Origin of the sequence: Vogesella sp. EB (assembly GCF_001037925.1) — a bacterium.
In the GTDB taxonomy this organism is placed as follows: domain Bacteria; phylum Pseudomonadota; class Gammaproteobacteria; order Burkholderiales; family Chromobacteriaceae; genus Vogesella; species Vogesella indigofera.
This window is the reverse complement of sequence record NZ_LFDT01000002.1, coordinates 39,281-62,098: the sequence shown is the minus strand read 5'-3', so window position 1 is coordinate 62,098 and position 22,818 is coordinate 39,281. Positions and strand designations below refer to the sequence as shown.

Here is a 22,818-nt window from a genome sequence, read left to right as displayed (position 1 = left end):
TCAGTTGCTCCCCTTGCTCTTGCCTTGCGGCTGGTGCTGCGGCTGGGCGTCGCCGTCTTCGCCCAGATAGCGGTTGCCTTCTGCCGAGCGACCACCGCCCAGCATCATGTCGCGGTATTCTTCCTCGCTCATGCCGGTCATGCTGCCGGCCATCTGCTGGAAGCTCTTGCCGTCGGTGGCGCCGATCTTGGCCAGGAAATAGATGTTGCCGCCCAGCGCGATACAGCGATTCAGATCGCGGTCCAGCACCGCCTGCTTCTGCTCCTCGCTCATCGCCCACTCGTCGAGATAGCCGCGCTCGTCGGCCTTGAAACGGGCGCGGTTGTCGGCAGTCATCAGCGACATGCAGAACTGGTTCAGCCAGTAGCCCTTGCGCGATTGCTCGGCATCGAAAATGGTGGTGCCGGGCAGGTCCAGATACGGTTTGTTCAGTGCCATGATTTACGCTTCCTGTGTTTCTTCCGGCCAGTACAGGCGCATCGGGTTGGCCACCAGCAGCTTTTGCTGCAGCTCGGCGGTCGGCGCGATGTGCGGGATGAAGTCCACCAGCAGGCCGTCGTCCGGCATGTGGTCCTTCAGGTTCGGGTGCGGCCAGTCGGTGCCCCACAGTACCCGATCCGGGAATTCCTCGACTACCCGGCGTGCAAACGGCACCACGTCGCGGTAGGCAGCCTGCTCGCCGTCCAGCGCGCGCGGGCCGGTCAGCGACAGCCGTTCCGGGCAGCTGACCTTGCTCCACACGTTCGGGTGCTCGCGCATGAACTTCAGGAACAGCTCGAACTCCGGGCCGTCCAGCGGCTTGCTCACGTCGGGGCGACCCATGTGGTCGACCACCACGGTGGTGGGCAGGCCGGTGAAGAAGTCCCACAGCTCCGGCAGGTCCACCGCTTCAAAATAGATCACCACGTGCCAGCCAAAGCGGGCAATGCGGCCGGCGATCTCCATCAGCTCGTCCTTGGGGGTGAAATCCACCAGCCGCTTGACGAAGTTGAAGCGCACGCCGCGCACGCCGGCGTCGTGCATCGCCTGCAGTTCTTCATCGCTCACGCTGCGACGCACGGTGGCCACGCCACGCGCCTTGCCGTCCGAATGCAGCAGCGCATCGACCATGGCGCGGTTGTCGGCGCCGTGGCAGGTGGCCTGCACGATCACGTTGCGGGCAAAGCCCAGCTGGTCGCGCAAGGCAAACAGCTGCGCCTTGCTGGCGTCGCAGGGGGTGTACTTGCGTTCCGGTGCGTACGGGAACTCCGCGCCGGGGCCGAACACGTGGCAGTGGGCATCCACCGCGCCGGCCGGCAGTTTGAATTTGGGGGTGCTGGGACCCTGGTACCAGTCCAGCCAGCCGGGGGTTTTTTCAAAGTGCATGGTTCAGTCTTTCTGTGTGAGGCTGGCCAGCAGCCGATCGGCTTCGGTGCGCCAGTCCGGGCTGCGGGCAAAATCGGGGGCGTGCTTGCTGCCGAACACGCCGGCATCCGCGAGATCGGCCATCCACGCCTGACGGGCGGCGGTGCCGCTGGCCGACCACGGCGTGAGGCCGGCGTCGGCGACGGTGTTGGCCACTTCGCGCACTTCCTCGCTGCGGCGGCGACCGTGCTCGATCACGCGCTGGAAGAAATACGCCGCCTGTTGTTCCCAGTCGATGCCGGGAAAGGTTTCGTACAGCGAGGCCACGACCGCGTCTTCCACGCCGTAGTGGCGGGCGGTGCTGAGGCTTTCGATCACCATCGCTTCCAGCCCCTTGATCATCACGCTGCGGCACATCTTGGTGGCCGAGGCGACGCCCAGTTGCGCGCTGGCAACGCGGGCGGCAAAGCCCAGCTCGCCCAGCAGCGGGCACAGCGCCGCCGCCGACTCGCCACCCAGCAGCAGCGGCACCTTGCTGCGATACGGCGGCACGCTGGTCATCACCGCGCCTTCCACGTAACGGCCGCCGGCACGGTCGATCAGCGCCGCGGCTGCCTGCTTGGCCGCCGGCGAGGCGGAGTTGAGGTCGAGGAAGAAGGCGCCGTGGCGCAGCGCCGGGGCGCAGGCTTCGGCCACCGCCACGGTCTGGTCGGCGGTCACCGCGCTGATCAGGCAGTCGGCGTCGGCGGCCAGTGCCAGCGGCGACGGTGCCAGCGCCACCCCAAGGTTGGCCGCATGGCTGCGCAACGGTTCGGCGCTGACCGGCTCGTCCAGCTTGCGGTCGTAGGCGCTGACGCGCACGCCCAGCTGGCGCAGGTCTTCCGCCAGGATGCGGCCAACCTCGCCGTAGCCGACGAGGCCGATGTGCCAGTGCAGGGGGGAGCGGGGCTGGCTCATGCTGTTCAGTCGATGTAGCGCAGGCCGGCCTGGGCCAGCGGTTCGCGCATCTTGTACATGTCGAGGCCCAGCACGCCGGCGGCCAGCTTGGCGCGTTTCTCGCCCTCGAAGCTCTCGCGCTTCTCGGCGGCGTCGGCCACCTGCTGCGCAAGCGCCGCCGGTACCACCACCACTCCATCCACGTCGGCAATCACCACATCGCCCGGGTTCACCAGCGCGCCGGCGCAGATCACCGGAATGTTCACCGAGCCCAGCGTCGCCTTGATGGTGCCCTTGGCGTTGATGGCGCGGCTGAATACCGGGAAGCCCATCTGTTCCAGTTCTTCCACGTCGCGCACACCGCCGTCGATGATCAGCCCCTTGGCGCCACGCGCCTGGAAGCTGGTGGCCAGCAGGTCGCCGAAGAAGCCGTCCTCGTTGTCGGTGGTGCAGGCGGCGACGGCGACGTCACCCGGCTGCAGCTGCTCGGCGGCGACGTGCATCATCCAGTTGTCGCCCGGCTGCAGCAGCACGGTCACGGCGGTGCCGCAGATCTTGGCGCCCTTGTACACCGGCCGCATGTACGGCTTCATCAGGCCGACGCGGCCCATCGCTTCGTGGATGGTGGCGACGCCGAACTGTGCCAGTTTGGCGACGGCGGCCGGATCGGCACGCTCGATATGGCGCTTGACGATGCCGAGCTGGTTCATTGGCAGGTTCATGATGTGCTCCTTATTTGTCCTTGGCCTTCAGCGCCGCGTCCAGACGCGGATACACGCGGCGGGCGTTGCCTTCGTAGATCAGGTGGCGCTCTTCGGCGCTGATGTTGGCCGCCTCGATGTAGCGCTTGGTGTCGTCGTAGTAGTGGCCGGTTTCCGGGTCGATGCCGCGCACGGCGCCGATCATCTCGGAGGCGAACAGCACGTTTTCCACCGGAATCACGCGGGTCAGCAGGTCAATGCCCGGCTGGTGGTAGACGCAGGTGTCAAAGAAGATGTTGTTCAGCAGATGGTCTTTCAGCAGCGGCTTTTTCATTTCCTGCGCCAGGCCACGGAAACGGCCCCAGTGGTAGGGCACCGCGCCGCCGCCGTGCGGGATCACGAACTTCAGCGTCGGGAAGTCCTTGAACAGGTCCGAGGTCAGGCACTGCATGAAGGCGGTGGTGTCCGCGTTCAGGTAGTGGGCGCCGGTGGTGTGGAACGCGCAGTTGCAGCTGGTGGACACGTGGATCATCGCCGGGATGTCGTACTCGACCATTTTTTCGTAGATCGGGTACCACTGTTTGTCGGACAGCGGCGGGCTGGTCCAGTGGCCGCCGGACGGGTCCGGATTCAGGTTGAGGCCGACAAAACCGTAGTCCTTCACACACTTTTCCAGCTCCGGGATACAGCTGGCCGGATCGACACCCGGCGACTGCGGCAGCATCGCCGCGCCGATGAAGTGCTCCGGGAACAGCTCGCTGACGCGGAAACACAGCTCGTTGCAGATCGCCGCCCAGGTGGCGCTGGTGTTGAAGTCGCCGATGTGGTGCGCCATGAAGCTCGCGCGCGGGCTGAAGATGGTCAGGTCGGAGCCGCGCTGCTTCATCAGCTTCAGCTGGTTGCTCTCGATGGTCTCGCGCAGCTCGTCGTCGCTGATCTGCAGCTCGGACACTTTCGGGCCCAGCTCGGGGGTGGCGAGGTTGGCCACCTGGCGCTTACGCCAGTCTTCCAGTGCCTGGGGCGCGGTGGTGTAGTGGCCGTGGCAGTCGATGATCATGTCGGTTTCCTCTCGGTAGCAGGGGGCGGCGCGGGCCGGGGCAGGTGGGGGCCCCGGCAGCCGCGGCGGTGATTAATGGCTTAGCGGGGCGGCCTGCAGCGAGACCTTGCCGCTGTCAGGATGGGCGCGCAGCTTGATGAACAGCGCGCTGGCGGCGATCAGGCCCGGGATGGCCAGCACCATGAACACCTGGTCGAAGCCCAGCTGGCGGCGCGCCAGTTCGGCCACCAGGAAGGAGCCGGCGATGCCGCCGAAGCGGCCGATGCCCAGCATCCACGCCACGCCGGTGGCACGACCCTGGGTCGGGTAGAAGCCGGCGGCCAGCGCCGGCATCGACGATTGCGCGGTATTCATGATGGTGCCGGCAACGAACACCACCACCACCAGCAGGCCGACGCTGCCGGTTGCCTGGCCGATGGCGTAGATCGACGCCGCGGTGAGCAGGTAGCCGATGGCGATGATGCGGTCGGCGTTGAAGCGGTCCATCAGGTAGCCGCAGAACACGGCACCGATGCCGCCCAGCGGGAACAGCGCCGAAATCAGCATCGCCTGTTTCGGCGCGATACCGGCGTCCTTGAACAGGATGGGCATCCAGTTGACCAGCGCGTAGAAGATCACCAGACCCATGAAGTAGGCCAGCCACAGCATCACCGAGCCGACACGGTAGGACGGCGACAGCACCACGGCGAGGCCGCTCTTGCCGGCCGCGACGGCGCGGGTTTCGGACAGGAAGAAGGAGGCGGCATCGGCGGCAGTAGCGGAGATGCGGCTCATGACCGCCTGGATGCGGGCGTGGTCATAACCCTTGGCCACCATGTAGCGCACCGATTCCGGCAACAGCAGCAGCAACACCAGCAGCAACAGCAGTGGCGTCACGCCGCCGAACACCAGCACGCTGCGCCAGCCCCACTGCGGAATCATCCACGAGGCGAGGAAGCCGCCCAGCGCCGCGCCGAGCGGGAAGCCGCAGAACATGGCATTGGTCAGCAGCGAGCGGCGCGCGGTGGGGCAGTATTCGCTCATCAGCGTCACCGCGTTGGGCATCGCCGCGCCGAGGCCGATACCGGTGATGAAGCGCATCACGGTCAGGCTCTGCAGGTCGGCGGCAAAGCCGGAAAGCAGCGTGAACAGGCCCAGTACCAGCACCGAGCCGGTCAGCACCTTCTTGCGGCCGAGGCGGTCGGCCAGCGGGCCGGCCATCAGCGCGCCGGCGGCGAGGCCGAACAGCGCGGCGCTGAGTACCGGTGCCAGCGCCGGCTTGCTGACGCCCCATTCCTGGATCAGCGACGGGGCGATATAGCCGATGGCGGCGGTGTCAAAACCGTCCAGCAGCACGATGCAGAAGCAGAGCGCGAAGGTAATCCACTGGAACCGCGAAAACGGATGGCGGTTGATGAACTCCTGCACATCAACAGATGGTTTGGTCATGGTCGTTATCTCTATGTTGCGTTTGGACTCGAAACCGCTCTATGGCGGTTTGGCGGGGTAAAACGGTTGTCGGCTGCCGCGTGGCGGCGGGATCGTCCTCTCCTGTTGTTGTATAAGGATCGATCGACCGGCGGATGCTGCTTGGAGCCACTAACAACACCCCTGATCCTGCGTTGCGCCTCCTTGCCGTACGACTTGTACTGTCTGCGTCGGCGCGCCTTGGCTCAGGTGCTTAGCGGCTCTTAACGCTGCCAGACGGCAGCCGGAATCATCACTTCACCTTTCATGATCAGGCGCGCGGTGCGCAACAGCGCGGCGCGGGTCACGTTTTGCGGGTTGGCCGGATCGGTTTCCAGCTCCACCGAGAATTCGCCGGTCGGGTGCTCCACCGACACCCGCTTGCTGCTGCCGGCACCGATGCGGGCGATGCCATCGGTGATGGCGCCATCCAGCACGCAGGCGGTGCCGACGGTGACCGCGGCCAGCACGCCGATGGCGTCGTGGCACACGTGCGGGATGAAGCTGCGGGTGGTGAGGCTGCCGTCGTCGCTGCGTGGCGGCGCGATCAGTGTCATCTTGGGATAGGTCTTCTTGCTGACGTCGCCCAGGCCCATACGTTGGCCGCAGATCAGGCGCAGCGCTTCCAGTTTGGTCTTGAGTTCGGTATCGGCATTCAGCTCGGCCACCGTCTCGTAGCCGCTGCGGCCAAGGTCGGCGGCGCGCAGCATCACCAGCGGCATGCCGTTGTCGATGCAGGTCACCTCGATGTCGCCGATGCCGTCCACGGTGACGGTGTCGCGTACCTGACCGGTGGGCAGCAGGCCGGCACACACCGAGCCGGCGGTATCGAGGAAGTTGATGGTGATCGGCGAGGCGGTGCCGGGCACGCCGTCGATGCGGGCGTCGCCGTCGTAGCGCACCTGGCCGTTCGGGGTCTCGACGGTGATGTCGCAGGCCATGTCGGTATTCAGGGTCAGCACGCGGAAGGTGCTGGTGTCGCCCTGCGCCTTGAGCATGCCGGTCTCCAGCGCGAACGGCACCACCGCGGCCAGCATGTTGCCGCAGTTGGGGGTGGTGTCGACGCTGTCCTTGTCCGGCGTGATCTGCGCGAACAGGAAGGTGAGGTCGATGCCGGGCGTCGTGCCCAGGGCAACGATGCCGACCTTGCTGGTCAGCGGATTGGCGCCACCGAGGCCGTCGATCTGGCGGCGGTCCGGCGAGCCCATCACGGCGAGCAGCACGCGGTTGCGCAGTTCAATGTCGGCGGGCAAATCCGCTGCGTTGAAGAACGGGCCGCGCGAAGTACCGCCGCGCATGAACAGGGTAGGGATAGAGGTCTGCATGCGGCCAGTATCTGCCGGCCGGCGATGCTGCAAAATATGGATAGCTAACTAGTAGATATAGCAGTTTGATATGGATTGGATGCGAGAAAAGCCGCCGGTCGCGGCGGCGGGTGCCCGCCCTGCATCCGGCACCTTACGCCGCCGGCAAGGCCTTGCCCGTCACGATGGGCGGCACCATCTCGCGCACCAGTTCCTGCATCGCCTGTTGCGTCAGCGTGCTGGGGCGGTGCGAGCTGACCGCCAGCGCCAGCCGGCTGACCAGGCCCGGCTCGCCGATCGGGCGCAGCCGCAGCCGCGCCGCCTTGTCGCTGGTCGATACCGCCAGTCGCGACAGCACCGCGCAGCCGGCGCCGTCGGCGACCAGCTCCAGGATCGCCGGCACGCTGTCGATCTCCAGCGCAATGGTTGGCCGCAAGCCCTGCGCGCCCAGCTGCGACTCCACCAGCATGCGGATGGCGTGCGGCTGCGACGGGATCACCAGCGGCTTGGCGGCCAGCTCCGCCAGCGACACCGCGCCCGGCGCGGCGTCGCCATCGGCCAGCTCTACCAGGTACAGCATCTCGTCGCACAGCGGCGTGATGTCGATGTCGGAAGACGGCACCGGGTTGTACAGCAGCGCGATGTCGAGGCGGCCGTTGCGCAGCGCCTCCAGCATGTTGGCGGACAGACCCTCGCGGATCGCCAGCGACGCCTGCGGCAGCCGGGTGCGGAAGGCGCGCGACAGCGGCACCGACAGTACCCGCGACAGGCTGGGCGGCAGCCCCAGCGCCACCTTGCCGGCCAGCGCACCGCGTACGCGGCCCAGCTCTTCCTTGGCGCGTTCCACCTGGTGCAGCACGCCGCGGCCGTGTTCCAGCAGCAGCTTGCCGGCCTCGGTCAGCGTCACGCCACGGCCGTTGCGCAAGAGCAGCGTCTGGCGCAATTCCACCTCCAGCTGGCGAATCTGGCGGCTGAGCGCCGGCTGCGCGATGTCGAGCACGATGGAGGCACGGGTAAAGCTGCCCAGCTCGGCAACGCGGACGAAATACTCGATCTGTTTCAGGTCCATGGCGGCGCGGCAAACGGAAGGGAGGACAGGACAGCATACGCGATGGCGGGTAGCGCAGGAATGCCTTTCCGGCATAACCGCGGTGCCGACAGACAAAAAAATGGCCCGGCCGGTGACAACACCGAACGGGCCAGACAAGCAACGCAACGAGAAAAGGGAATAACGTTCAGGCCTGGGCGGCGATCATGCTGCGGAAGTGACGCTCCATGCGTGCGGTATCCGGCTGCCGCCCGGTGAACAGCTGGAAGGCGCCGATCGCCTGCCACACCGCCATGCCGCCGCCGTCGAGCACGCGGCAGCCGCGCTGGCGTGCCAGCTGCAGCAATTCGGTTTCCAGCGGGAAGTACACCACTTCGGCCACCCACAGGTCGCCGTGCAACAGCGCTTCCGGCAGCGGCAGGCCGGGATGGCCGTCCATGCCGGTCGGCGTGGCGTGCACCAGGCCGCTGGCGCCCGGCATCGCCTGGCCCACGTCGCTGCTGCCCGTCACCTGCCGATCCGGGAAGAAGCCATGCAGGCGTGCGGCCAACGTTGCGGCGCGCTGGGCGTCCTGGTCGACGATCACCAGCTCGCGGGTGCCGGCCACCAGCAGTGCGTGGGCGACGGCGGAACCGGCACCACCACCGCCGAGCAGCACCACGCGCTGCAGGTCGTCCGCGGCGAAGTGGCGGCGGAACGGCTCGGCAAAGCCGGACCAGTCGGTGTTGTGGCCGTAGCGCTTGCCATCGCGGAACACCACGGTGTTGACGGCGCCGATCTGGCGCGCGTCTTCCGACAGCTGGTCGAGGTAGGGGATCACCGCCTGCTTGCAGGGGTGGGTGATGTTGACGCCGGCAAAACCGCAGGCTTCGGCGGCAGCGAGCAGCTCCGGCAGCGCCTCGATACCCTTGCCGATGCGGCTGAGGTCGATCAGCTGGTAGTGCAGCTTGAAGCCCAGTTCGGCCGCTTCCTGCTCGTGCAGATAGGGCGACTTTGAACGCTGGATATCCGCACCGATCAGGCCGATCAGCACCTTGTCCGGCACGCCGTGCTCGGTTGCGAATGATGAAACTTCAGAGATCATGTCATGCCTCGGTGGTTGGCTCCCAGCGCCGCCTGCGGGGCGGCGCCGGGGTGGGGGGTAAATGGCGGCTTAGCGCAGTTTGGCCAGTTCGCTGTTCAGCTCGCCCATCAGCTGCGGGCCGACGTTTTCGCTGAACTTCTTGGTCACGCCCTGCAGCTTGATGCGGATGCGGCCTTTTTCGGCGGCGGACAGCTCGTTCACCTTCATCGTCGCCTTCAGCTTGGCCAGCGCCTGGGCGGCACCGTCACGGTTGACCTTGCGCTGGTACAGCGTGGCGTCGCGCGCGGCCTTCTGCAGCAGCTTCTTCTCGTCGGCGGACAGCTGGTCCCACAGCTTCTGGCTGGTCAGCAGCACCTGCGGGTTGTAGACGTGGCCGGTGAGGGTCATGTACTTCTGCACTTCGTTGAGCTTGGTGCCGAGAATGGTGGCTTCCGGGTTTTCCTGGCCGTCGACCGCCTTGGTTTCCAGCGCGGTGTACAGCTCGGTGAACGGCATCGGTACCGGGTTGGCGCCCAGCGCCGAGAACATCTCGATGTACAGCGGCGACTGCACCACGCGCACCTTGAGGCCGGCGATGTCTTCCATCTTCACCACCGGGCGCACGTTGTTGGTCAGGTGGCGGAAGCCCAGCTCCCAGTAGCCGAGACCGACCATGCCCTTGCCCTGCAGCTTGGCCAGCAGCTTGCTGCCGATCGGGCCGTCGACGATGGCATCGGCTTCCTTGCCGCTGTTGAACAGGAAGGGCAGGTCGAACAAGACGAATTCCTTGGCGTGGCTGGACAGCAGGCCGGCGTTGAGCACGGTGAAGTCGAGGGTGCCGCCCTGGATCGAGGACACGGTCTGCACGTCGCCACCGAGTACGCCGGACGGAAACAGCTTGACGGTGATCTTGCCGCCGGAGGCCTTGTTCACCAGCTCGGCGAACTTGGCGGCGCCCATGCCCTGCGGGTGCTCCTTTGCATTGAGGAAGGAGAAGCGCAGCGTGCGTTCCTTGATGTCGGCGGCGCTGGCCTGGCCGGCGAGGCTGAGGGCGAGGATGGCGGCACTGCCGAGCACGGCGATGTTGTTCAACTTCATGATGTCTCTCTCCATGTTGGAATTGGACTCCGGGGTCTCCTCCCCGGAGGTGCTACGAAAACTTAACGGGCAAACCAGGCGGCCGGCACGGTGACGATGCTCGGGAACAGCACCAGCAGGAACAGCACCGCCAGCTCGGCCAGCAGGAACGGGGTGATCGCCGAGATCAGCGCGCCCATCTTGGTGCGGGTGGCGCCGCACACCACGTTGAGCACGGTGCCCACCGGTGGCGTGATCAGGCCGATCGAGGTGTTGATGATGAACAGCACGCCGAAGTAGATCGGGTCGATGCCGGCCTGGGTCACCACTGGCACCAGCACCGGCGCCAGGATCAGGATGGTCGGCGCCATGTCCATCGCGGTGCCGACCAGCACGATGATCAGCATGATCACCAGCATCAGCAGTGTCGGGTCGTCCATCAGCGGGGCCAGCAGCTCGATCAGCTGCGACGGCAGGTCGGCGATGGTGATCATCCACGCCGACACCAGCGAGGCGGCGACCAGGAACATCACGATGCCGGTGGTCTGGGCCGACACGGTAAAGACATGGAACAGTTGCGACGGCTTCAGCTCGCGGTAGATCACCATCGCCACGAACAGCGAGTACACCGCGGCCACCACCGCCGCTTCGGTCGGGGTGAAGATGCCGAACTTGAGGCCGCCGATGATGATGCCGGGCAGCAGCAGCGCCCAGAACCCGTCACGCACCGCGGCCATGATTTCACCTGCCGACTTGCGCGGCGCCGGCTGGATGTCTTCCGAGCGAGACACCCACCACCACGCCACGCACAGCGAGGCGGCGATCAGGATGCCGGGCACGATGCCGGCCAGGAACAGCTTGGAGATCGACAGGTTGCCGGCCACCCCCAGCAGGATGAAACCGATGCTGGGCGGGATGATCGGCGCGATGATGCCGCCGGCGGCGATCAGCGCGCTGGAGCGGGCCTGGTCGTGGCCGGCGCGTACCATCATCGGCACCAGCAGCACCGCCAGCGCCGCGGCATCGGCCACCGCCGAGCCGGACAGGCTGGCGAGGATGCAGGAGGCGAGAATGGCGACGTAGCCGAGGCCGCCCTTGACGTGGCCGACCAGCGCCATCGCCACGTTGACGATGCGGCGCGACAGGCCGCCGACATTCATCACCTCGCCGGCGAGCAGGAAGAACGGTACTGCCAGCAGCGCGAAGCTGTCGGCGCCGTTGATCAGGTTTTGCGCGACGATCTGCGCATCGAACATGTCCATGTGGTACATCAGCGCCACACCGGACAAGAGCAGGGCAAAGGCAATCGACATGCCCATTGCCATGGCACCGAGCAGGGTGCCAAGAAAGATAGTCAGAACCATGATGCAGTCTCCGGCCGGGGCTTAGTCAGCGATATTCAGCGTGGTGTGCACGTCGGACACTGGTGCACCACTGAATACCTTGTACAGATCGAATACGACGACGATGGCGGACAGCACGCTGAACACCAGGCCGGCCAGATACACCGTCGCCATCGGCAGGCCGGTCATCGGCGCCGGGACGTCAAGGTTGATTACCACCTGCTGCCAGCTGCCGCTGCCGAACAGCCACAGCAGGTACAGCACGATGCCTTCCATCAGCACGTGGCAGACCTTTTGCGCCAATACCGGCAGGCGCCGGACCAGGCTGTCGACATTGAGGTGGCCCTTTTCGCGCACGCCGACGATGGCGGCGAGGAAGGTCATCCACACCATGAACCAGCGCGACAGCTCTTCGGAAAGGCTGATGCCGCTGTTGAAGCTGTAGCGCAGCACCACGTTGGTGAACACCAGCAGCACCATGCCGGCCAGCAGCAGGGCCATCATGCCCTTCAGTATCTGCATCGATACGTCGATTACTTTTTCCATCACAACCTCCATGCAGTGCGCCGCTGCAGCGCCGGGGCGCGACAGGCGCGTCTGCCAGTCAAGAAAACGGCTTGTCGTTTATTTCTTCAGGTGGCAGGCAAGGTGGTGCACCGCGAGGTTGTAGCCCGCCGTACCCAGACCGCAGATCACGCCGGTCGCCACTTTTGAAACGTAGGACAGATGCCGGAAACTCTCGCGGCGATGGATGTTGCTGATGTGCACTTCGATGATGCTGCCGGGGAAGGCGGACAGTGCATCCATCAGTGCGATGGAGGTGTGGCTGTAGCCGGCCGGATTGATCACGATGCTGGCGTGCTGCTCGCGCGCCTGGTGGATCCAGTCGATCAGCTGCGCCTCGTCGTTGCTCTGGCGGAAGTCGATGGTGAGGCCGTACTCGCGCGCCACGCTGCGGCAGCTGCGCTCGACGTCGGCGAGGGTTTCGTGGCCGTAGATTTCCGGCTGGCGTTTGCCCAGCAGGTTCAGGTTCGGGCCGTTGAGTACCAGGATATCGGTGGCCATGTCAGCGCGCTCCCTGCTGGGTGGCGGCCACTGCTGGCGATGGTGGGAAGAACATGTCGCGCTCCTCAATCTCTCTGTGTCTTTTTTAGAAATGTACCTGTTGGTACATAATGAAAGAATGGCGTATCAGTGTCGCTTTGTCAATGTCTGATTGAGGCAAATCAAGGTCATGCGATGACGGATTGTGGTGATCCGCAACAGTGCCGGCAGGCCCGCGTTTGCTGCATTGCGGCAAACGGGCGCCGCCACCGCAAACCGCACCGCCGCCGCCGGCGCCAGACAAAAAAACGGGCGCCGACCGGCGCCCAAAGGAGAGTGTTTCAGTTGCGGAAACTAGCCGCCCTGGCGGTTGCGGCGTTGTGCTTGTGCCGCCAGCCGCACCGGTGCGTTGGCCGCACCGTACTGGTCGTAACGGCCGAGGCGCTGCACGATCTCGAAGAAGAAACGCTCGTCGAACGGCGCGGAATACACGTGCAGGAATTCGCCGCCGCCGGCGTCGCGGTCGTACAGCACGTTGTGCTGCTGCAGGCGCGCGACAAAGTCGTCGTCGAGGCTGAAACGCGCCAGCAGGTCGTCGTAGTAGTTGTCGGGGATGTCCAGCAGCGGCACGCCGTTGGCACGTGCCTGCACCACCGCGGCGAAGATGTCGTCGCTGGCGAAGGCGATGTGCTGCAGGCCGGAGCCCTTGTAGGTCGACACCGAGCGCGCGATGGCGGTGTTGCGGTTTTCCGAGATGTTGAGCGGAATGCGGATGCTGTTGTTGGCGCTGCGCACCACGCGGCTCTTCATCAGACCGTACGGGTCCGGCAGCGTCCACTCGTGCTCGGTGGCAAAGCCGAAGATGGCGCGGAAGTGCAGGATCCAGTTGTCCATCGTCTCCGCCGGCAGGCCGATGGCGAAGTGGTCCAGCGCGGTCAGGCCGAGGCCGGGCGTGGTCGCGGGGCAGGCGTCGAAGTCCGACTGGTAGATGGACGCACCGTCAACGTTGGCCGCAACCAGGTACTGCAGGCTGCCGTCCGGCGCGCGCACCGCCGGGATGTGGCGCTCGTTGGGGCCGACGCGGCTTTCGAACGGCTTGCAGCCGTACAGCTTGGCGCGGGTCAGCGCCTGCTGCGCGTCGTCGGTGCGGAACGCCGCGGCGCACAGCGACGGGCCGTGCGACACGTAGAAGGCATGGGCGAAGGAATCCGGCTCGGCATTGAGGATCAGGTTGATGTCGCCCTGCTGGTACAGGGTGACGTCCTTGGACTTGTGCTGCCCGGCGCGGGAAAAGCCGAACTGTTGCAGCAGCTTGCCCAGCCGCGCGCCGGAGTCGTCGTCGACCGCGAACTCCAGGAACTCCACGCCGTGGTAGTCGGCGGCCGGCGGTGGCGAGAACAGGCTGTCGGCCACCGCGCTGGCGCCCTCGTCGCGCAGGGTGCGGGCGGTGACTTCTTCCAGATAGCGCAGCGAGCGCAGGCCGTCGATGGCGGTCAGCCGTGTCGGCGCGGCGCGGAAGCCGTCGTTGAACACCTCTAGCGACAGCGGGCCGCGGTAACCGGCGGCGATGATCGGCGCGAGGAAGGCGCCCAGCTCGAAATCGCCCTGGCCGGGAAAGCTGCGGAAGTGGCGGCTCCACTCCATCACGTCCATGTTCAGGATTGGCGCATCGGCCAGCTGCACGAACACGATTTTGTCGCCGGGGATCTGCGCCAGCAGCGACAGGTCGTCCTTGATCGCCAGGGTGTGGAAGCTGTCGAGGATGATGCCGAGGTTGGGGTGGTCGGCCTGCTGCACCAGGCGCCAGGCGTGCTGGTAGGAGTAGACGTGGCGGCCCCAGGCCAGCGCCTCGTAGCCGACCAGGATGTCGCGGCGCGCGGCGCGCTCGGCCAGCTGGCGCAGGTCGTCGGCAATCAGCGCGTCGTCCTGGCTGGTGTCCGGGGCCACGCTGCTGCACACCAGGATGCGGTCGGTGCCCAGCTCCTGCATCAGGTCGAACTTGCGTTCGGCGCGGTCGAGGTTGCGCGCCAGCCGCTCGCGCGGGCCGCCCTCGAAATCGCGGAACGGCTGGAACAGCATGATTTCCAGTCCCAGATCGGCGCACATGCGGCGCACGGTGGCCGGTGTGCCGTCGAAGTAGAGCAGGTCGTTTTCAAAGATCTCGACGCCGTCAAAACCGGCTGCCGCAATCGCCTCCAGCTTCTCCGGCAGCGTGCCGCTCAGGGACACGGTTGCAATGGAATGCTTCATGCCATCCTCCGTTATTGGGTGTGTATCTCCTTATTATGTACCAATTGGTACATTAGTGGAAAAATCTTGCGCCCGGGTGCGGCGGTGCGTGGCCGGCTGCGACAAATTGGCGACAGTGCCGGCGCCGGCGTGCGGCAGCCACACCATGCCGCTTGCGGCCAACGTTGGCCGCAGGCCGCGGCAAGGGGCAGGGAGTAGAGGGTAGGGAGCAGAGGCTAGGGAGTAGAGGCTAGGGAGTAGAGGCTAGGGCGCGGCAGGAAACCGCGGCCGCAAGCCGTGGCCGGGCGGTGGCGGCAGCGCCGGGTTTTCGGTGCGACGGTTCAGCTGGGGCGGCTGCCGGATCCGCGTTCGCTGGCGGCACAGTCAATGCCATCGCGAAAAATCGTTTTTTATGTCAGTCACTTAGCTGGTTTCACCTTTTTGTAATCCAAAAACTACATTTCCCAAAAAAGTGCCATAAATACCCAAAAAACGATATTGAGAGGCTGCGGCTTCAACTATAGAGTTTTGGCACCACTACCAGATTGATCTTGCAACAACATTGCATCAGGTCAAGAGAAAGCCCGGTTTTGGTTGGCAAGCGGTTTCACCCCGTCATCAAGCAGGCAACAACAGTTCCGCCGTGGCCATGCCCGGCGCCGCGCCGTCATCAAGGTGACAGCGTGCGCCGCGCGGCGACGGCAAGCGGGTGAAGTGCGGACACACACAAGGAGAAAAATGGTGAGTAACGGGAACAGGATCAGCACGCGGGCGCTGCCGGGCGTGCTGCTGGCAGCCTTGCTGGCGGTGCCGGCGATGAGTGCCAGCGCCGAAGGCACGGCCGAGATCTCCAGAGGCCAGCAGTACTACGAAAAAATCTGTGCCAAGTGCCACGAGGCCGGGATCGGCCCGGTGCTGCTTGGCCGCGGCCTGCCGGAGGTGATCTTCACCACCATCCCGCGCAGCGGCCTGCGCGCGATGCCGGCATTCCGGGTGTCGGACATCGACGACGCCACCTTGCAGAGTCTGGCGAAATACCTCGCCAACTCCAAGCCAAAACCGTAAGCGGGAGGAGCAGGCATGACTACTGATCGTCGCACTTTGCTCAAGGGCCTGGCCGCCGTCGGCCTCGCCTTCAGCGGTGGCTCGCTGGCGCAGGCCGCCACCGTGCTGCCCGCCGGCAAAACCCTGGCCGCCAACGCCACGCTGCCGCTGACCGCGGTGGTGTCCGGCAGCGCGCTGGACAGCCAGTTTCTGGCCGGCGTCGCCGCCGCCGCGCAGCAGCACGGCATGCAGCAGCAGCCGGCGCTGCGCCTGAACGGGCTGGACGGCACCCTGCTGAACCATATTCACGCACTGGCACAGGATGCGCAGCCGGCGATGCTGGTCGGGCTGGTGGATGACGCCACCGCCACCGTGTTGCTGGACCTGGTGCGCTCGTCCGGCGGCCGCGTGCTGTCGCAACAGCCGCAGCGGCTGGGCAGCGACGCCGCCCCGCTGGCCGCGCTGGGGCAGGCCCTGGTGGCCAGCCCGGAGCGTGTGTTGCCGGCGTCCAACCCGCAGGGCACCGCCTGCGTTTCCTTCTGCTGCGTGATCTGAACGGAGTTATCTCATGGCTAGTAAATATCTTGCCCTGCCCAAGGGCGTCAGCGAGGCCCGTTTCGACGCGGCCATCAAGAAGTTCACCGCCGCACTGGGCAAAGACAATGTGCTGACTTCCGGCGAACACCTGCAGCCCTACACCAAGGTGATGATGGCGGTGGAAACCGAAAAGCACATCCCGTCCGCCATCGTGATGGCCACCACCGTGGAGCAGGTGCAGGCGGTGGTGAAGATCTGCAACGAGTACAAGATCCCGGTGTGGACCATCTCCACCGGCCGCAACTTCGGCTACGGCTCGGCGGCGCCGGTGGAGCGCGGCCAGATCGTGCTCGACCTGCGCAAGATGAACAAGATCATCCATATCGACCCGGAACTGTGCACCGCGCTGGTGGAGCCGGGCGTCACCTACCAGCAGCTGTACGACTACATCGAGGACAACAAGCTGCCGCTGATGCTGTCGTTCTCGGCACCGTCGGCCATCGCCGGCCCGGTCGGCAATACCATGGACCGTGGCGTCGGCTACACCCCGTACGGTGAACACTTCCTGATGCAGTGCGGCATGGAAGTGGTGCTGGCCAACGGCGACGTGTACCGCACCGGCATGGGCGGCGTGAAGGGCGACAAGGCGTGGCAGGTGTTCAAGTGGGGTTACGGCCCGACGCTGGACGGCATGTTCACCCAGTCCAACTACGGCATCTGTACCAAGATGGGCTTCTGGCTGATGCCGAAGCCGCCGGTGTTCAAGCCGTTCGAGATCAAGTTCGACAACGAGGCCGACATCAGCGAGATCGTGGAAATGCTGCGCCCGCTGCGTATCGCACAGATCATCCCCAACGCGGTGGTGATCGCCGGCACGCTGTGGGAAGCGGCCACCTGCAACACCCGCCGTTCCGACTACATCACCACCCCCGGCCACACCCCGGATCACATCGTCAAACAGATCCAGAAGGACAAGCACCTCGGCGCCTGGAACGTGTACGCCGCGCTGTACGGCTCGCCGGAGCAGGTGGAGGTGAACTGGAAGATCGTCACCGAGACCATCAAGAAGGCCGGCAAGGGCCGCATCGTGACCCAGGAAGAGGCCGGCGACACCCAGCCGTTCAAGTACCGCGCGCAGCTGATGTCCGGCGTGCCCAACCTGCAGGAATTCGGCCTCTACAACTGGCGCGGCGGTGGCGGCTCGATGTGGTTCGCCCCGGTCAGCCAGGCACGCGGCAGCGAGTGCGACAAGCAGGTGAAGCTGGCCAAGACCATCCTCAACAAGCACGGCCTCGACTACGTCGGCGAATTCATCGTCGGCTGGCGCGACATGCACCACGTGATCGACGTGCTGTTCGACCGCAGCAGCGAAGAGGAAACCAAGCGCGCCAATGCCTGCTTTGCCGAGCTGCTGGACGAGTTCGAGAAGGAAGGCTACGCCGTGTACCGCGTCAACACCGCGTTCCAGGAACGGGTGGCCAACAGCTACGGCCCGGTGAAGCGCAAGCTGGAAAAAACCATCAAGCGCGCGCTGGACCCGAACGGCATTCTGGCACCGGGCAAGTCCGGCATCCGCATCTAAGGCAGGAAACTAGCGATGACAACGAAACAAGCATACGACGGCTTCGAACTGCAGCCGATCGCCGGCCAGTGGCGCCGAGGTGGTTCCCGCCAGCAGCTGACCGATACCAACCCGTACTCCGGCGACGTCCTGCTGCAGTTGCAGCTGGCCAGCCGCGACGACGTGGACGCGGCCTACGCCGCCGCCGCCACGGCGCAGCAGGAGTGGGCCGCCCGCCTGCCGGAAGAGCGCGCCGCGGTACTGAACCGTGCGGTGGAAATCATGCTGGCGCGCGCCGAGGAGATCCAGGACTGGATCGTGCGCGAATCCGGCAGCTCGCGCCTGAAGGCCATCATCGAATGGGACAGCGCGCGCCGCATCACCCAGGAGTCGGCCACCTTCTGCAACCGCGTCGAGGGCCGCATCCTGGCCTCGGCCATCCCCAACCAGGAAAGCCGCGTCTACCGTGCGCCGCTGGGCGTGGTCGGCGTGATCAGCCCGTGGAACTTCCCCTACCACCTGACCGCGCGCTCCGTCGCCCCGGCGCTGGCGCTGGGCAATGCGGTGGTGGTGAAGCCGGCCAGCGACACCCCGGTGACCGGCGGCCTGCTGCTGGCCAAGATCTACGAGGAAGCCGGCCTGCCGGCCGGACTGTTCAGCGTGGTGGCCGGTGCCGGCAGCGAGATCGGCGATCATTTCGTCGCGCATCCGGTGCCGAGTCTGATCTCGTTCACCGGTTCCACCGAGGTGGGCCGCAACGTTGGCCGCATCGCCACTGGCGGCCAGCACATCAAGCGCGTGGCGCTGGAGCTGGGTGGCAACGCGCCGCTGGTGGTGCTGGACGACGCCGACATCGAGCAGGCGGCGCAGGCGGCGGTGGTCGGCCGCTTCCTGCACCAGGGCCAGATCTGCATGAGCACCAACCGCGTGATCGTCGACGCCAAGGTGCACGATGCCTTCGTGGCCGCGCTGAAGGCGCGCGTCGAGCAGCTGCCGTACGGCGACCCGGCCGATGCGGCCAACATCGTCGGCCCGCTGATCAACGGCAAGCAGCTGGACAGCGTGCTGACCAAGATCGAGCAGGCGAAAAAGGACGGTGCCACGCTGCTGGTCGGCGGCGCGCCGCAAGGCAATGTGCTGCCGCCGCACCTGTTCGTGGACGTGGACCCGAGCTGGTCCATCGCCGTGGACGAGACCTTCGGCCCGGTGCTGCCGGTGATCAAGGCGCGCGACGAGGCGCACGCGCTGGCGCTGGCCAATGCCAGCGAATACGGCCTGTCCGCCGCGGTGTTCACCCGCGACTACGCCCGCGGCCTGCACTTTGCCCGCGGCATCCGCAGCGGCATGTGCCACATCAACGACATCACCGTCGACGACCAGACTAACGCGCCATTCGGCGGCGAGAAGAACTCCGGCCTCGGCCGTTTCAACGGCGAGTGGGCGATCGAGGAGTTCACCCGCGCGCAGTGGGTGACGCTGCAGTTCCAGCCGCGCCCGTATCCGTTCTGATCCTCTTTATCTATTGCCGTACGCCGGCGGCCTGGCCGCCGGCGCATCAAGGAGCAAACCATGCAATCACGTCGCAATTTCCTGATCAACAGCGTGGGTGTCGTGTCCGCGCTGGCCGTGGCCCGCGGCGCGCTGGCCGCCGCCCCGAAAGTGGACGCGAAGGACCCGGCCGCCGTGGCGCTAGGCTACGTCGCCGACGCCGGCAAGGTCGACAAGGCCAAGCAGCCGAAATACGTCGCCGGCCAGGCCTGTAGCAACTGCCAGTTCTACCAGGGCAAGGTCAGCGACGCCTTCGCGCCCTGTCCGATGCTGGCCGGCAAGCAGGTGGCCGGCAAGGGCTGGTGCAACGTCTACGTCAAGAAGGCCTGACCGTTAAACGCCGGGCCAGGGTTGGCCGCAGGCCGGCCGTGGCAACGGCAAGGAGAGCGCAATGGGTTCATTCAGCCTGTGGCACTGGTTGATCGTGCTGGCGGTGGTGCTGCTGGTGTTCGGCACCAGGAAACTGCGCCATGTCGGCGCCGACCTGGGTGGCGCGGTACGCGGCTTCCGGCAGGGCATGCAGGGTGAGGGCGAGCCGCCCGCAAGCGACGCCACGCCGAAAAGCTAGTTGCCGGCCGGCGCGCGCCGGCATACAAACGCAGCATGACCCATCACCCTGCGGAGAGCGCCATGCTGCACGCCCAGCTGTTCATCAATAACCAGGATGTCGCCTCGTCCGACGGCGCCACCTTCGACTGTCTCAACCCGGTCAATGGCGAGGTCGCCACCGTGGCGGCGGCGGCGAGCGTGGACAGCGCGCTGGCTGCGGTGAATGCCGCCACGGTGGCGTTCGGCGCCTGGGCGGCGATGCTGCCGCAACAGCGCCGTGCGCTGCTGGATCGTGCCGCCGACCTGATCGTGGCGCGCAGTGCCGATTTCAGTGCCGCGATGACGGCGGAAACCGGCGCCACCGCGGCGTGGGGCAGCTTCAACTGCCAGCTGGCGGCCAACATCTTCCGCGAGGCGGCGGCGCTGGTCACGCAGATCCAGGGCGAGCTGCCGCCGTCCAGCCGCGCCGGCGCCATCGAGATGGTGCTGCGCCAGCCGGCGGGCGTGGTGCTGGCCTTCGCGCCGTGGAACGCGCCGGTGCTGCTGGCGGCGCGGGCGGTGGCGATGCCGCTGGCCTGTGGCAACAGCGTGGTGCTGAAAGGCTCCGAGCTGTGCCCGTACACCCACCGCCTGCTGGGCGAGGTGCTGGCCGAGGCCGGGCTGCCGCCGGGCGTGCTCAACGTGGTGCTGAACGCGCCGGCCGACGCGGCCAGCGTGGTGGAGGCGCTGATCCGCCACCCGGCGGTGCGGCGGGTGAACTTCACCGGCTCCACCAGGGTTGGCCGCAGCATCGCCGAGATCGCCGCGCGCTACCTGAAGCGCTGCCTGCTGGAGCTGGGCGGCAAGGCGCCGTTCGTGGTGCTGGACGACGCCGATCTGGACGAGGCGGTGAAGGCGGCGGCGTTTGGCGCCTTCTTCAACCAGGGCCAGATCTGCATGTCGACCGAGCGCATCATCGTCGATCGCAAGGTGGCGGACGAATTCGTGCAACGCCTGGCCGACAAGGCGCTGAGCCTGAAAGCCGGGCTGCCGGACGAGCCAGGCTGCGCGCTGGGGCCGATGATCAGCGCCGGCGCCGCCGAACGCATCACGGCGCTGGTGCAGGACGCGGTCGGCAAGGGCGCCGAGCTGGTGACCGGCGGCCACGCCCGCGGCAGCGTGATGGCGGCCACGGTGGTCGATCACGTCACCGCGGCGATGCGGCTGTACGGCGAAGAGTCGTTCGGCCCGGTGGTGGCGGTGCTGCGTTTTGATGACGTGGAGGAGGCGATCTCGCTGGCCAACGACTCCGAGTACGGGCTGTCGGCGGCGGTGTTCGGCGGCGACGTGCTGCGCGCGCTGGAAGTCGCCCGCCGCATCGAGTCCGGCATCTGCCACATCAACGGTCCGACGGTGCTGGACCAGGCGCAGATCCCGTTCGGCGGGGTGAAGGACAGCGGTTACGGCCGTTTTGGCGGCCGCGCCGCGATCGACGAATTTACCGAGTTGCGCTGGATCAGCATCCAGCGTGGCGCGCAGCAGTACCCGATCTGAGAGGCTGTTTTACGATCTCGCGCGCTCACGCGAGACAAGGCAACAATGGCTGAGGAAGCGGCGTTTAGCTGGATAAAAACAAGCATGCCGAAGGCGCTTTTAACGCCGTATCGCCCCATTGGGATCAGTCACAGCAGATCGTAAACAGGTTCTGGCAGTATCTGGCCGCGGCCCACCGGGCCGCCGCCGGCCAGGCGCCGCGTCCCATCCGGACGTGCGGCGTGCGGCCAACCCTTGCAGCGGGACGCTGCGCTGCCCGTCCCGCTTGCCTAGTCGTGCAGGCAGCGCTTTTTCATACCCATCGTTAATGACATATAAATAAAACGGAGAGATTCATCATGCAACAATCCAGAGCGCTCACCACCCTCGTCACTACGGGCGCCTTGCTGTCGCTGGCGTCCGCCGGCTGGGCGACCGAGGGCGGCGGCGGCATGTACCCCAACGGCAACGAGAACTACCTGACCGGCGCCTTGCCGCCGCCCGGCTTCTACGTGCTGGGCTATGCTTCCAGCTACCGCGCCGATTCACTGCGCGACAACAACGGCGACGAGCTGCCGGTGGACTTCAAGCTGCGGGTCAACGCGGTGGCACCACGCTTCATCTGGGTGAGCGACCTGCCGCTGGCCGGCGGCCAGCTGGCGATGCACGCGATCACGCCGCTGGTGGAGGTCGACGCCACGGTCAACGGCCAGTCGCAGCGCAAGCGCGAGCTGGGTGACATCGTGCTCGGTGGCGGCGCCGCCTACCACGTCTCCGACAAGCTGCACTACTACGCCGGGCTGGACATCAACGCCCCCACCGGCCAGTTCGACAAACACGATCAGGTCAACGTTGGCCGCAACTACTGGAACGTGGAGCCGCTGCTGGCGGTGAGCTACGTACAGCCTAGCGGCATCAACGCCGACGTGAAGCTGATGTACGACTACAACTGGAAGAACAAGGACACCGACTACCGCAGCGGCCAGGAAGTGCACGCCGACTACGCGCTGGGCTGGGGCTTCGGCAATGGCTGGGTGGCCGGCGTGGGCGGCTATGCCTATCGCCAGGTCACCGACGATAACGGGCCGAATGTGGCGGCGCACGGCAACCGCGGCAAGGCCTTCGCCATCGGTCCGTCGATCAAGTACGACAACGGCAAGGGCTACTTCGTCACCGCCAAGTGGCAGCGCGAAAGCGGCGTGGCCAACCGCGCCCGCGGTTCCGAATTCAAGCTGCGCATGACGCTGCCGTTCTAAGAGCGTATTCACGATCTCGCGCGCTCACGCGAGACAAGGCGAAAACGGCAGAGGAAGCGGCGTTGAGCTTGATATAAACAAGCATGCCGAATGCGTTTTCAACGCGGTATCGTCGAAGCGCAGCAGATCGTGAACAGGCTCTAAGCCGGCACGCATGATGTCCGCCACTGCGCCGCCGTGCTCCGCATGGCGGCGCAGTGCCGTTATCATGTGAATCTG

General features: G+C 66.1%; 22 protein-coding genes. 8 read left to right on the top strand and 14 right to left on the bottom strand.

The features are described from left to right. The 14 genes from ligA to ACG97_RS01685 form a co-directional block, all read right to left on the bottom strand. Window positions 1-438 carry a protocatechuate 4,5-dioxygenase subunit alpha gene (gene ligA / locus ACG97_RS01750; RefSeq protein ID WP_047965606.1) on the bottom strand — a complete coding sequence of 146 codons (438 nt, stop codon included), beginning with the start codon at window positions 436-438 and terminating at the stop codon, window positions 1-3. Between the two features lie 3 nt (window positions 439-441). Further along, window positions 442-1,365: an amidohydrolase family protein gene (locus tag ACG97_RS01745; protein WP_047965605.1), complete on the bottom strand. Its 924-nt coding sequence runs from the start codon at window positions 1,363-1,365 to the stop codon at window positions 442-444. Between the two features lie 3 nt (window positions 1,366-1,368). Beyond that, window positions 1,369-2,301 carry an NAD(P)-dependent oxidoreductase gene (locus ACG97_RS01740; protein WP_047965604.1) on the bottom strand — a complete coding sequence of 311 codons (933 nt, stop codon included), beginning with the start codon at window positions 2,299-2,301 and terminating at the stop codon, window positions 1,369-1,371. A gap of 5 nt (window positions 2,302-2,306) precedes the next feature. Next, window positions 2,307-3,002, bottom strand: a complete 696-nt coding sequence (gene ligK / locus ACG97_RS01735; RefSeq protein ID WP_047965603.1) for a 4-carboxy-4-hydroxy-2-oxoadipate aldolase/oxaloacetate decarboxylase — start codon at window positions 3,000-3,002, stop codon at window positions 2,307-2,309. Window positions 3,003-3,012: 10 nt separating this feature from the next. Further along, window positions 3,013-4,038, bottom strand: coding sequence for an amidohydrolase family protein (locus ACG97_RS01730; protein WP_047965602.1), 1,026 nt, complete (start codon window positions 4,036-4,038; stop codon window positions 3,013-3,015). Window positions 4,039-4,110: 72 nt separating this feature from the next. After that, window positions 4,111-5,466: an MFS transporter gene (locus ACG97_RS01725; RefSeq protein WP_047965601.1), complete on the bottom strand. Its 1,356-nt coding sequence runs from the start codon at window positions 5,464-5,466 to the stop codon at window positions 4,111-4,113. Window positions 5,467-5,708: 242 nt separating this feature from the next. Then, entirely contained in the window at window positions 5,709-6,809 is a 1,101-nt protein-coding gene (locus ACG97_RS01720; RefSeq protein ID WP_047965600.1) for a 4-oxalomesaconate tautomerase, read from the bottom strand. 133 nt (window positions 6,810-6,942) lie between these two features. Beyond that, a complete protein-coding gene (locus ACG97_RS01715; RefSeq protein ID WP_047965599.1) occupies window positions 6,943-7,857 on the bottom strand; it encodes a LysR substrate-binding domain-containing protein in 915 nt (304 codons plus the stop codon). Window positions 7,858-8,023: 166 nt separating this feature from the next. Beyond that, window positions 8,024-8,920 (bottom strand): shikimate dehydrogenase, encoded by an 897-nt coding sequence (locus ACG97_RS01710; protein ID WP_047965598.1) that lies wholly within the window; start codon window positions 8,918-8,920, stop codon window positions 8,024-8,026. A gap of 69 nt (window positions 8,921-8,989) precedes the next feature. Next, window positions 8,990-9,997, bottom strand: a complete 1,008-nt coding sequence (locus ACG97_RS01705; RefSeq protein ID WP_047965597.1) for a TRAP transporter substrate-binding protein — start codon at window positions 9,995-9,997, stop codon at window positions 8,990-8,992. 62 nt (window positions 9,998-10,059) lie between these two features. After that, window positions 10,060-11,340 carry a TRAP transporter large permease subunit gene (locus ACG97_RS01700; RefSeq protein WP_047965596.1) on the bottom strand — a complete coding sequence of 427 codons (1,281 nt, stop codon included), beginning with the start codon at window positions 11,338-11,340 and terminating at the stop codon, window positions 10,060-10,062. Between the two features lie 21 nt (window positions 11,341-11,361). Further along, complete coding sequence (locus ACG97_RS01695) at window positions 11,362-11,865, bottom strand: TRAP transporter small permease (RefSeq protein WP_047965783.1); 504 nt, start codon at window positions 11,863-11,865, stop codon at window positions 11,362-11,364. A gap of 78 nt (window positions 11,866-11,943) precedes the next feature. After that, the gene (gene aroQ / locus ACG97_RS01690; protein ID WP_047965595.1) at window positions 11,944-12,384 is read right to left on the bottom strand and encodes a type II 3-dehydroquinate dehydratase; all 441 of its coding nucleotides are present in this window, start codon (window positions 12,382-12,384) and stop codon (window positions 11,944-11,946) included. 333 nt (window positions 12,385-12,717) lie between these two features. Next, window positions 12,718-14,613, bottom strand: a complete 1,896-nt coding sequence (locus tag ACG97_RS01685; RefSeq protein ID WP_047965594.1) for a bifunctional sugar phosphate isomerase/epimerase/4-hydroxyphenylpyruvate dioxygenase family protein — start codon at window positions 14,611-14,613, stop codon at window positions 12,718-12,720. Between the two features lie 717 nt (window positions 14,614-15,330). On the opposite strand from ACG97_RS01685, the gene ACG97_RS01680 reads away from it, so the two are divergent. From ACG97_RS01680 to ACG97_RS01645, 8 genes are all read left to right on the top strand, one after another. Continuing rightward, the gene (locus ACG97_RS01680; protein ID WP_047965593.1) at window positions 15,331-15,657 is read left to right on the top strand and encodes a cytochrome c; all 327 of its coding nucleotides are present in this window, start codon (window positions 15,331-15,333) and stop codon (window positions 15,655-15,657) included. A 15-nt stretch (window positions 15,658-15,672) separates the two neighbouring features. Further along, window positions 15,673-16,191, top strand: coding sequence for a hypothetical protein (locus ACG97_RS01675; RefSeq protein ID WP_156167856.1), 519 nt, complete (start codon window positions 15,673-15,675; stop codon window positions 16,189-16,191). A gap of 13 nt (window positions 16,192-16,204) precedes the next feature. After that, the gene (locus tag ACG97_RS01670; protein WP_047965592.1) at window positions 16,205-17,755 is read left to right on the top strand and encodes an FAD-binding oxidoreductase; all 1,551 of its coding nucleotides are present in this window, start codon (window positions 16,205-16,207) and stop codon (window positions 17,753-17,755) included. 15 nt (window positions 17,756-17,770) lie between these two features. After that, window positions 17,771-19,243 (top strand): aldehyde dehydrogenase family protein, encoded by a 1,473-nt coding sequence (locus ACG97_RS01665; protein ID WP_047965591.1) that lies wholly within the window; start codon window positions 17,771-17,773, stop codon window positions 19,241-19,243. Between the two features lie 60 nt (window positions 19,244-19,303). After that, window positions 19,304-19,612, top strand: coding sequence for a high-potential iron-sulfur protein (locus ACG97_RS01660; protein ID WP_047965590.1), 309 nt, complete (start codon window positions 19,304-19,306; stop codon window positions 19,610-19,612). 61 nt (window positions 19,613-19,673) lie between these two features. Then, window positions 19,674-19,850: a Sec-independent protein translocase subunit TatA gene (gene tatA, locus ACG97_RS01655; RefSeq protein ID WP_047965589.1), complete on the top strand. Its 177-nt coding sequence runs from the start codon at window positions 19,674-19,676 to the stop codon at window positions 19,848-19,850. A 62-nt stretch (window positions 19,851-19,912) separates the two neighbouring features. Beyond that, window positions 19,913-21,364 (top strand): aldehyde dehydrogenase, encoded by a 1,452-nt coding sequence (locus tag ACG97_RS01650; RefSeq protein WP_047965588.1) that lies wholly within the window; start codon window positions 19,913-19,915, stop codon window positions 21,362-21,364. A 338-nt stretch (window positions 21,365-21,702) separates the two neighbouring features. Further along, window positions 21,703-22,599 carry a transporter gene (locus tag ACG97_RS01645; RefSeq protein ID WP_047965587.1) on the top strand — a complete coding sequence of 299 codons (897 nt, stop codon included), beginning with the start codon at window positions 21,703-21,705 and terminating at the stop codon, window positions 22,597-22,599. The last annotated feature ends 219 nt before the right edge of the window (window positions 22,600-22,818 follow it).

Bases quoted from the DNA above. Each gene is read 5' to 3' on its own strand.
- ligA (WP_047965606.1), bottom strand. From the start codon at position 438: ATGGCACTGAACAAACCGTATCTGGACCTGCCCGGCACCACCATTTTC.
- ACG97_RS01745 (WP_047965605.1), bottom strand. From the start codon at position 1,365: ATGCACTTTGAAAAAACCCCCGGCTGGCTGGACTGGTACCAGGGTCCC.
- ACG97_RS01740 (WP_047965604.1), bottom strand. From the start codon at position 2,301: ATGAGCCAGCCCCGCTCCCCCCTGCACTGGCACATCGGCCTCGTCGGC.
- ligK (WP_047965603.1), bottom strand. From the start codon at position 3,002: ATGAACCTGCCAATGAACCAGCTCGGCATCGTCAAGCGCCATATCGAG.
- ACG97_RS01730 (WP_047965602.1), bottom strand. From the start codon at position 4,038: ATGATCATCGACTGCCACGGCCACTACACCACCGCGCCCCAGGCACTG.
- ACG97_RS01725 (WP_047965601.1), bottom strand. From the start codon at position 5,466: ATGACCAAACCATCTGTTGATGTGCAGGAGTTCATCAACCGCCATCCG.
- ACG97_RS01720 (WP_047965600.1), bottom strand. From the start codon at position 6,809: ATGCAGACCTCTATCCCTACCCTGTTCATGCGCGGCGGTACTTCGCGC.
- ACG97_RS01715 (WP_047965599.1), bottom strand. From the start codon at position 7,857: ATGGACCTGAAACAGATCGAGTATTTCGTCCGCGTTGCCGAGCTGGGC.
- ACG97_RS01710 (WP_047965598.1), bottom strand. From the start codon at position 8,920: ATGATCTCTGAAGTTTCATCATTCGCAACCGAGCACGGCGTGCCGGAC.
- ACG97_RS01705 (WP_047965597.1), bottom strand. From the start codon at position 9,997: ATGAAGTTGAACAACATCGCCGTGCTCGGCAGTGCCGCCATCCTCGCC.
- ACG97_RS01700 (WP_047965596.1), bottom strand. From the start codon at position 11,340: ATGGTTCTGACTATCTTTCTTGGCACCCTGCTCGGTGCCATGGCAATG.
- ACG97_RS01695 (WP_047965783.1), bottom strand. From the start codon at position 11,865: ATGGAAAAAGTAATCGACGTATCGATGCAGATACTGAAGGGCATGATG.
- aroQ (WP_047965595.1), bottom strand. From the start codon at position 12,384: ATGGCCACCGATATCCTGGTACTCAACGGCCCGAACCTGAACCTGCTG.
- ACG97_RS01685 (WP_047965594.1), bottom strand. From the start codon at position 14,613: ATGAAGCATTCCATTGCAACCGTGTCCCTGAGCGGCACGCTGCCGGAG.
- ACG97_RS01680 (WP_047965593.1), top strand. From the start codon at position 15,331: ATGGTGAGTAACGGGAACAGGATCAGCACGCGGGCGCTGCCGGGCGTG.
- ACG97_RS01675 (WP_156167856.1), top strand. From the start codon at position 15,673: ATGACTACTGATCGTCGCACTTTGCTCAAGGGCCTGGCCGCCGTCGGC.
- ACG97_RS01670 (WP_047965592.1), top strand. From the start codon at position 16,205: ATGGCTAGTAAATATCTTGCCCTGCCCAAGGGCGTCAGCGAGGCCCGT.
- ACG97_RS01665 (WP_047965591.1), top strand. From the start codon at position 17,771: ATGACAACGAAACAAGCATACGACGGCTTCGAACTGCAGCCGATCGCC.
- ACG97_RS01660 (WP_047965590.1), top strand. From the start codon at position 19,304: ATGCAATCACGTCGCAATTTCCTGATCAACAGCGTGGGTGTCGTGTCC.
- tatA (WP_047965589.1), top strand. From the start codon at position 19,674: ATGGGTTCATTCAGCCTGTGGCACTGGTTGATCGTGCTGGCGGTGGTG.
- ACG97_RS01650 (WP_047965588.1), top strand. From the start codon at position 19,913: ATGCTGCACGCCCAGCTGTTCATCAATAACCAGGATGTCGCCTCGTCC.
- ACG97_RS01645 (WP_047965587.1), top strand. From the start codon at position 21,703: ATGCAACAATCCAGAGCGCTCACCACCCTCGTCACTACGGGCGCCTTG.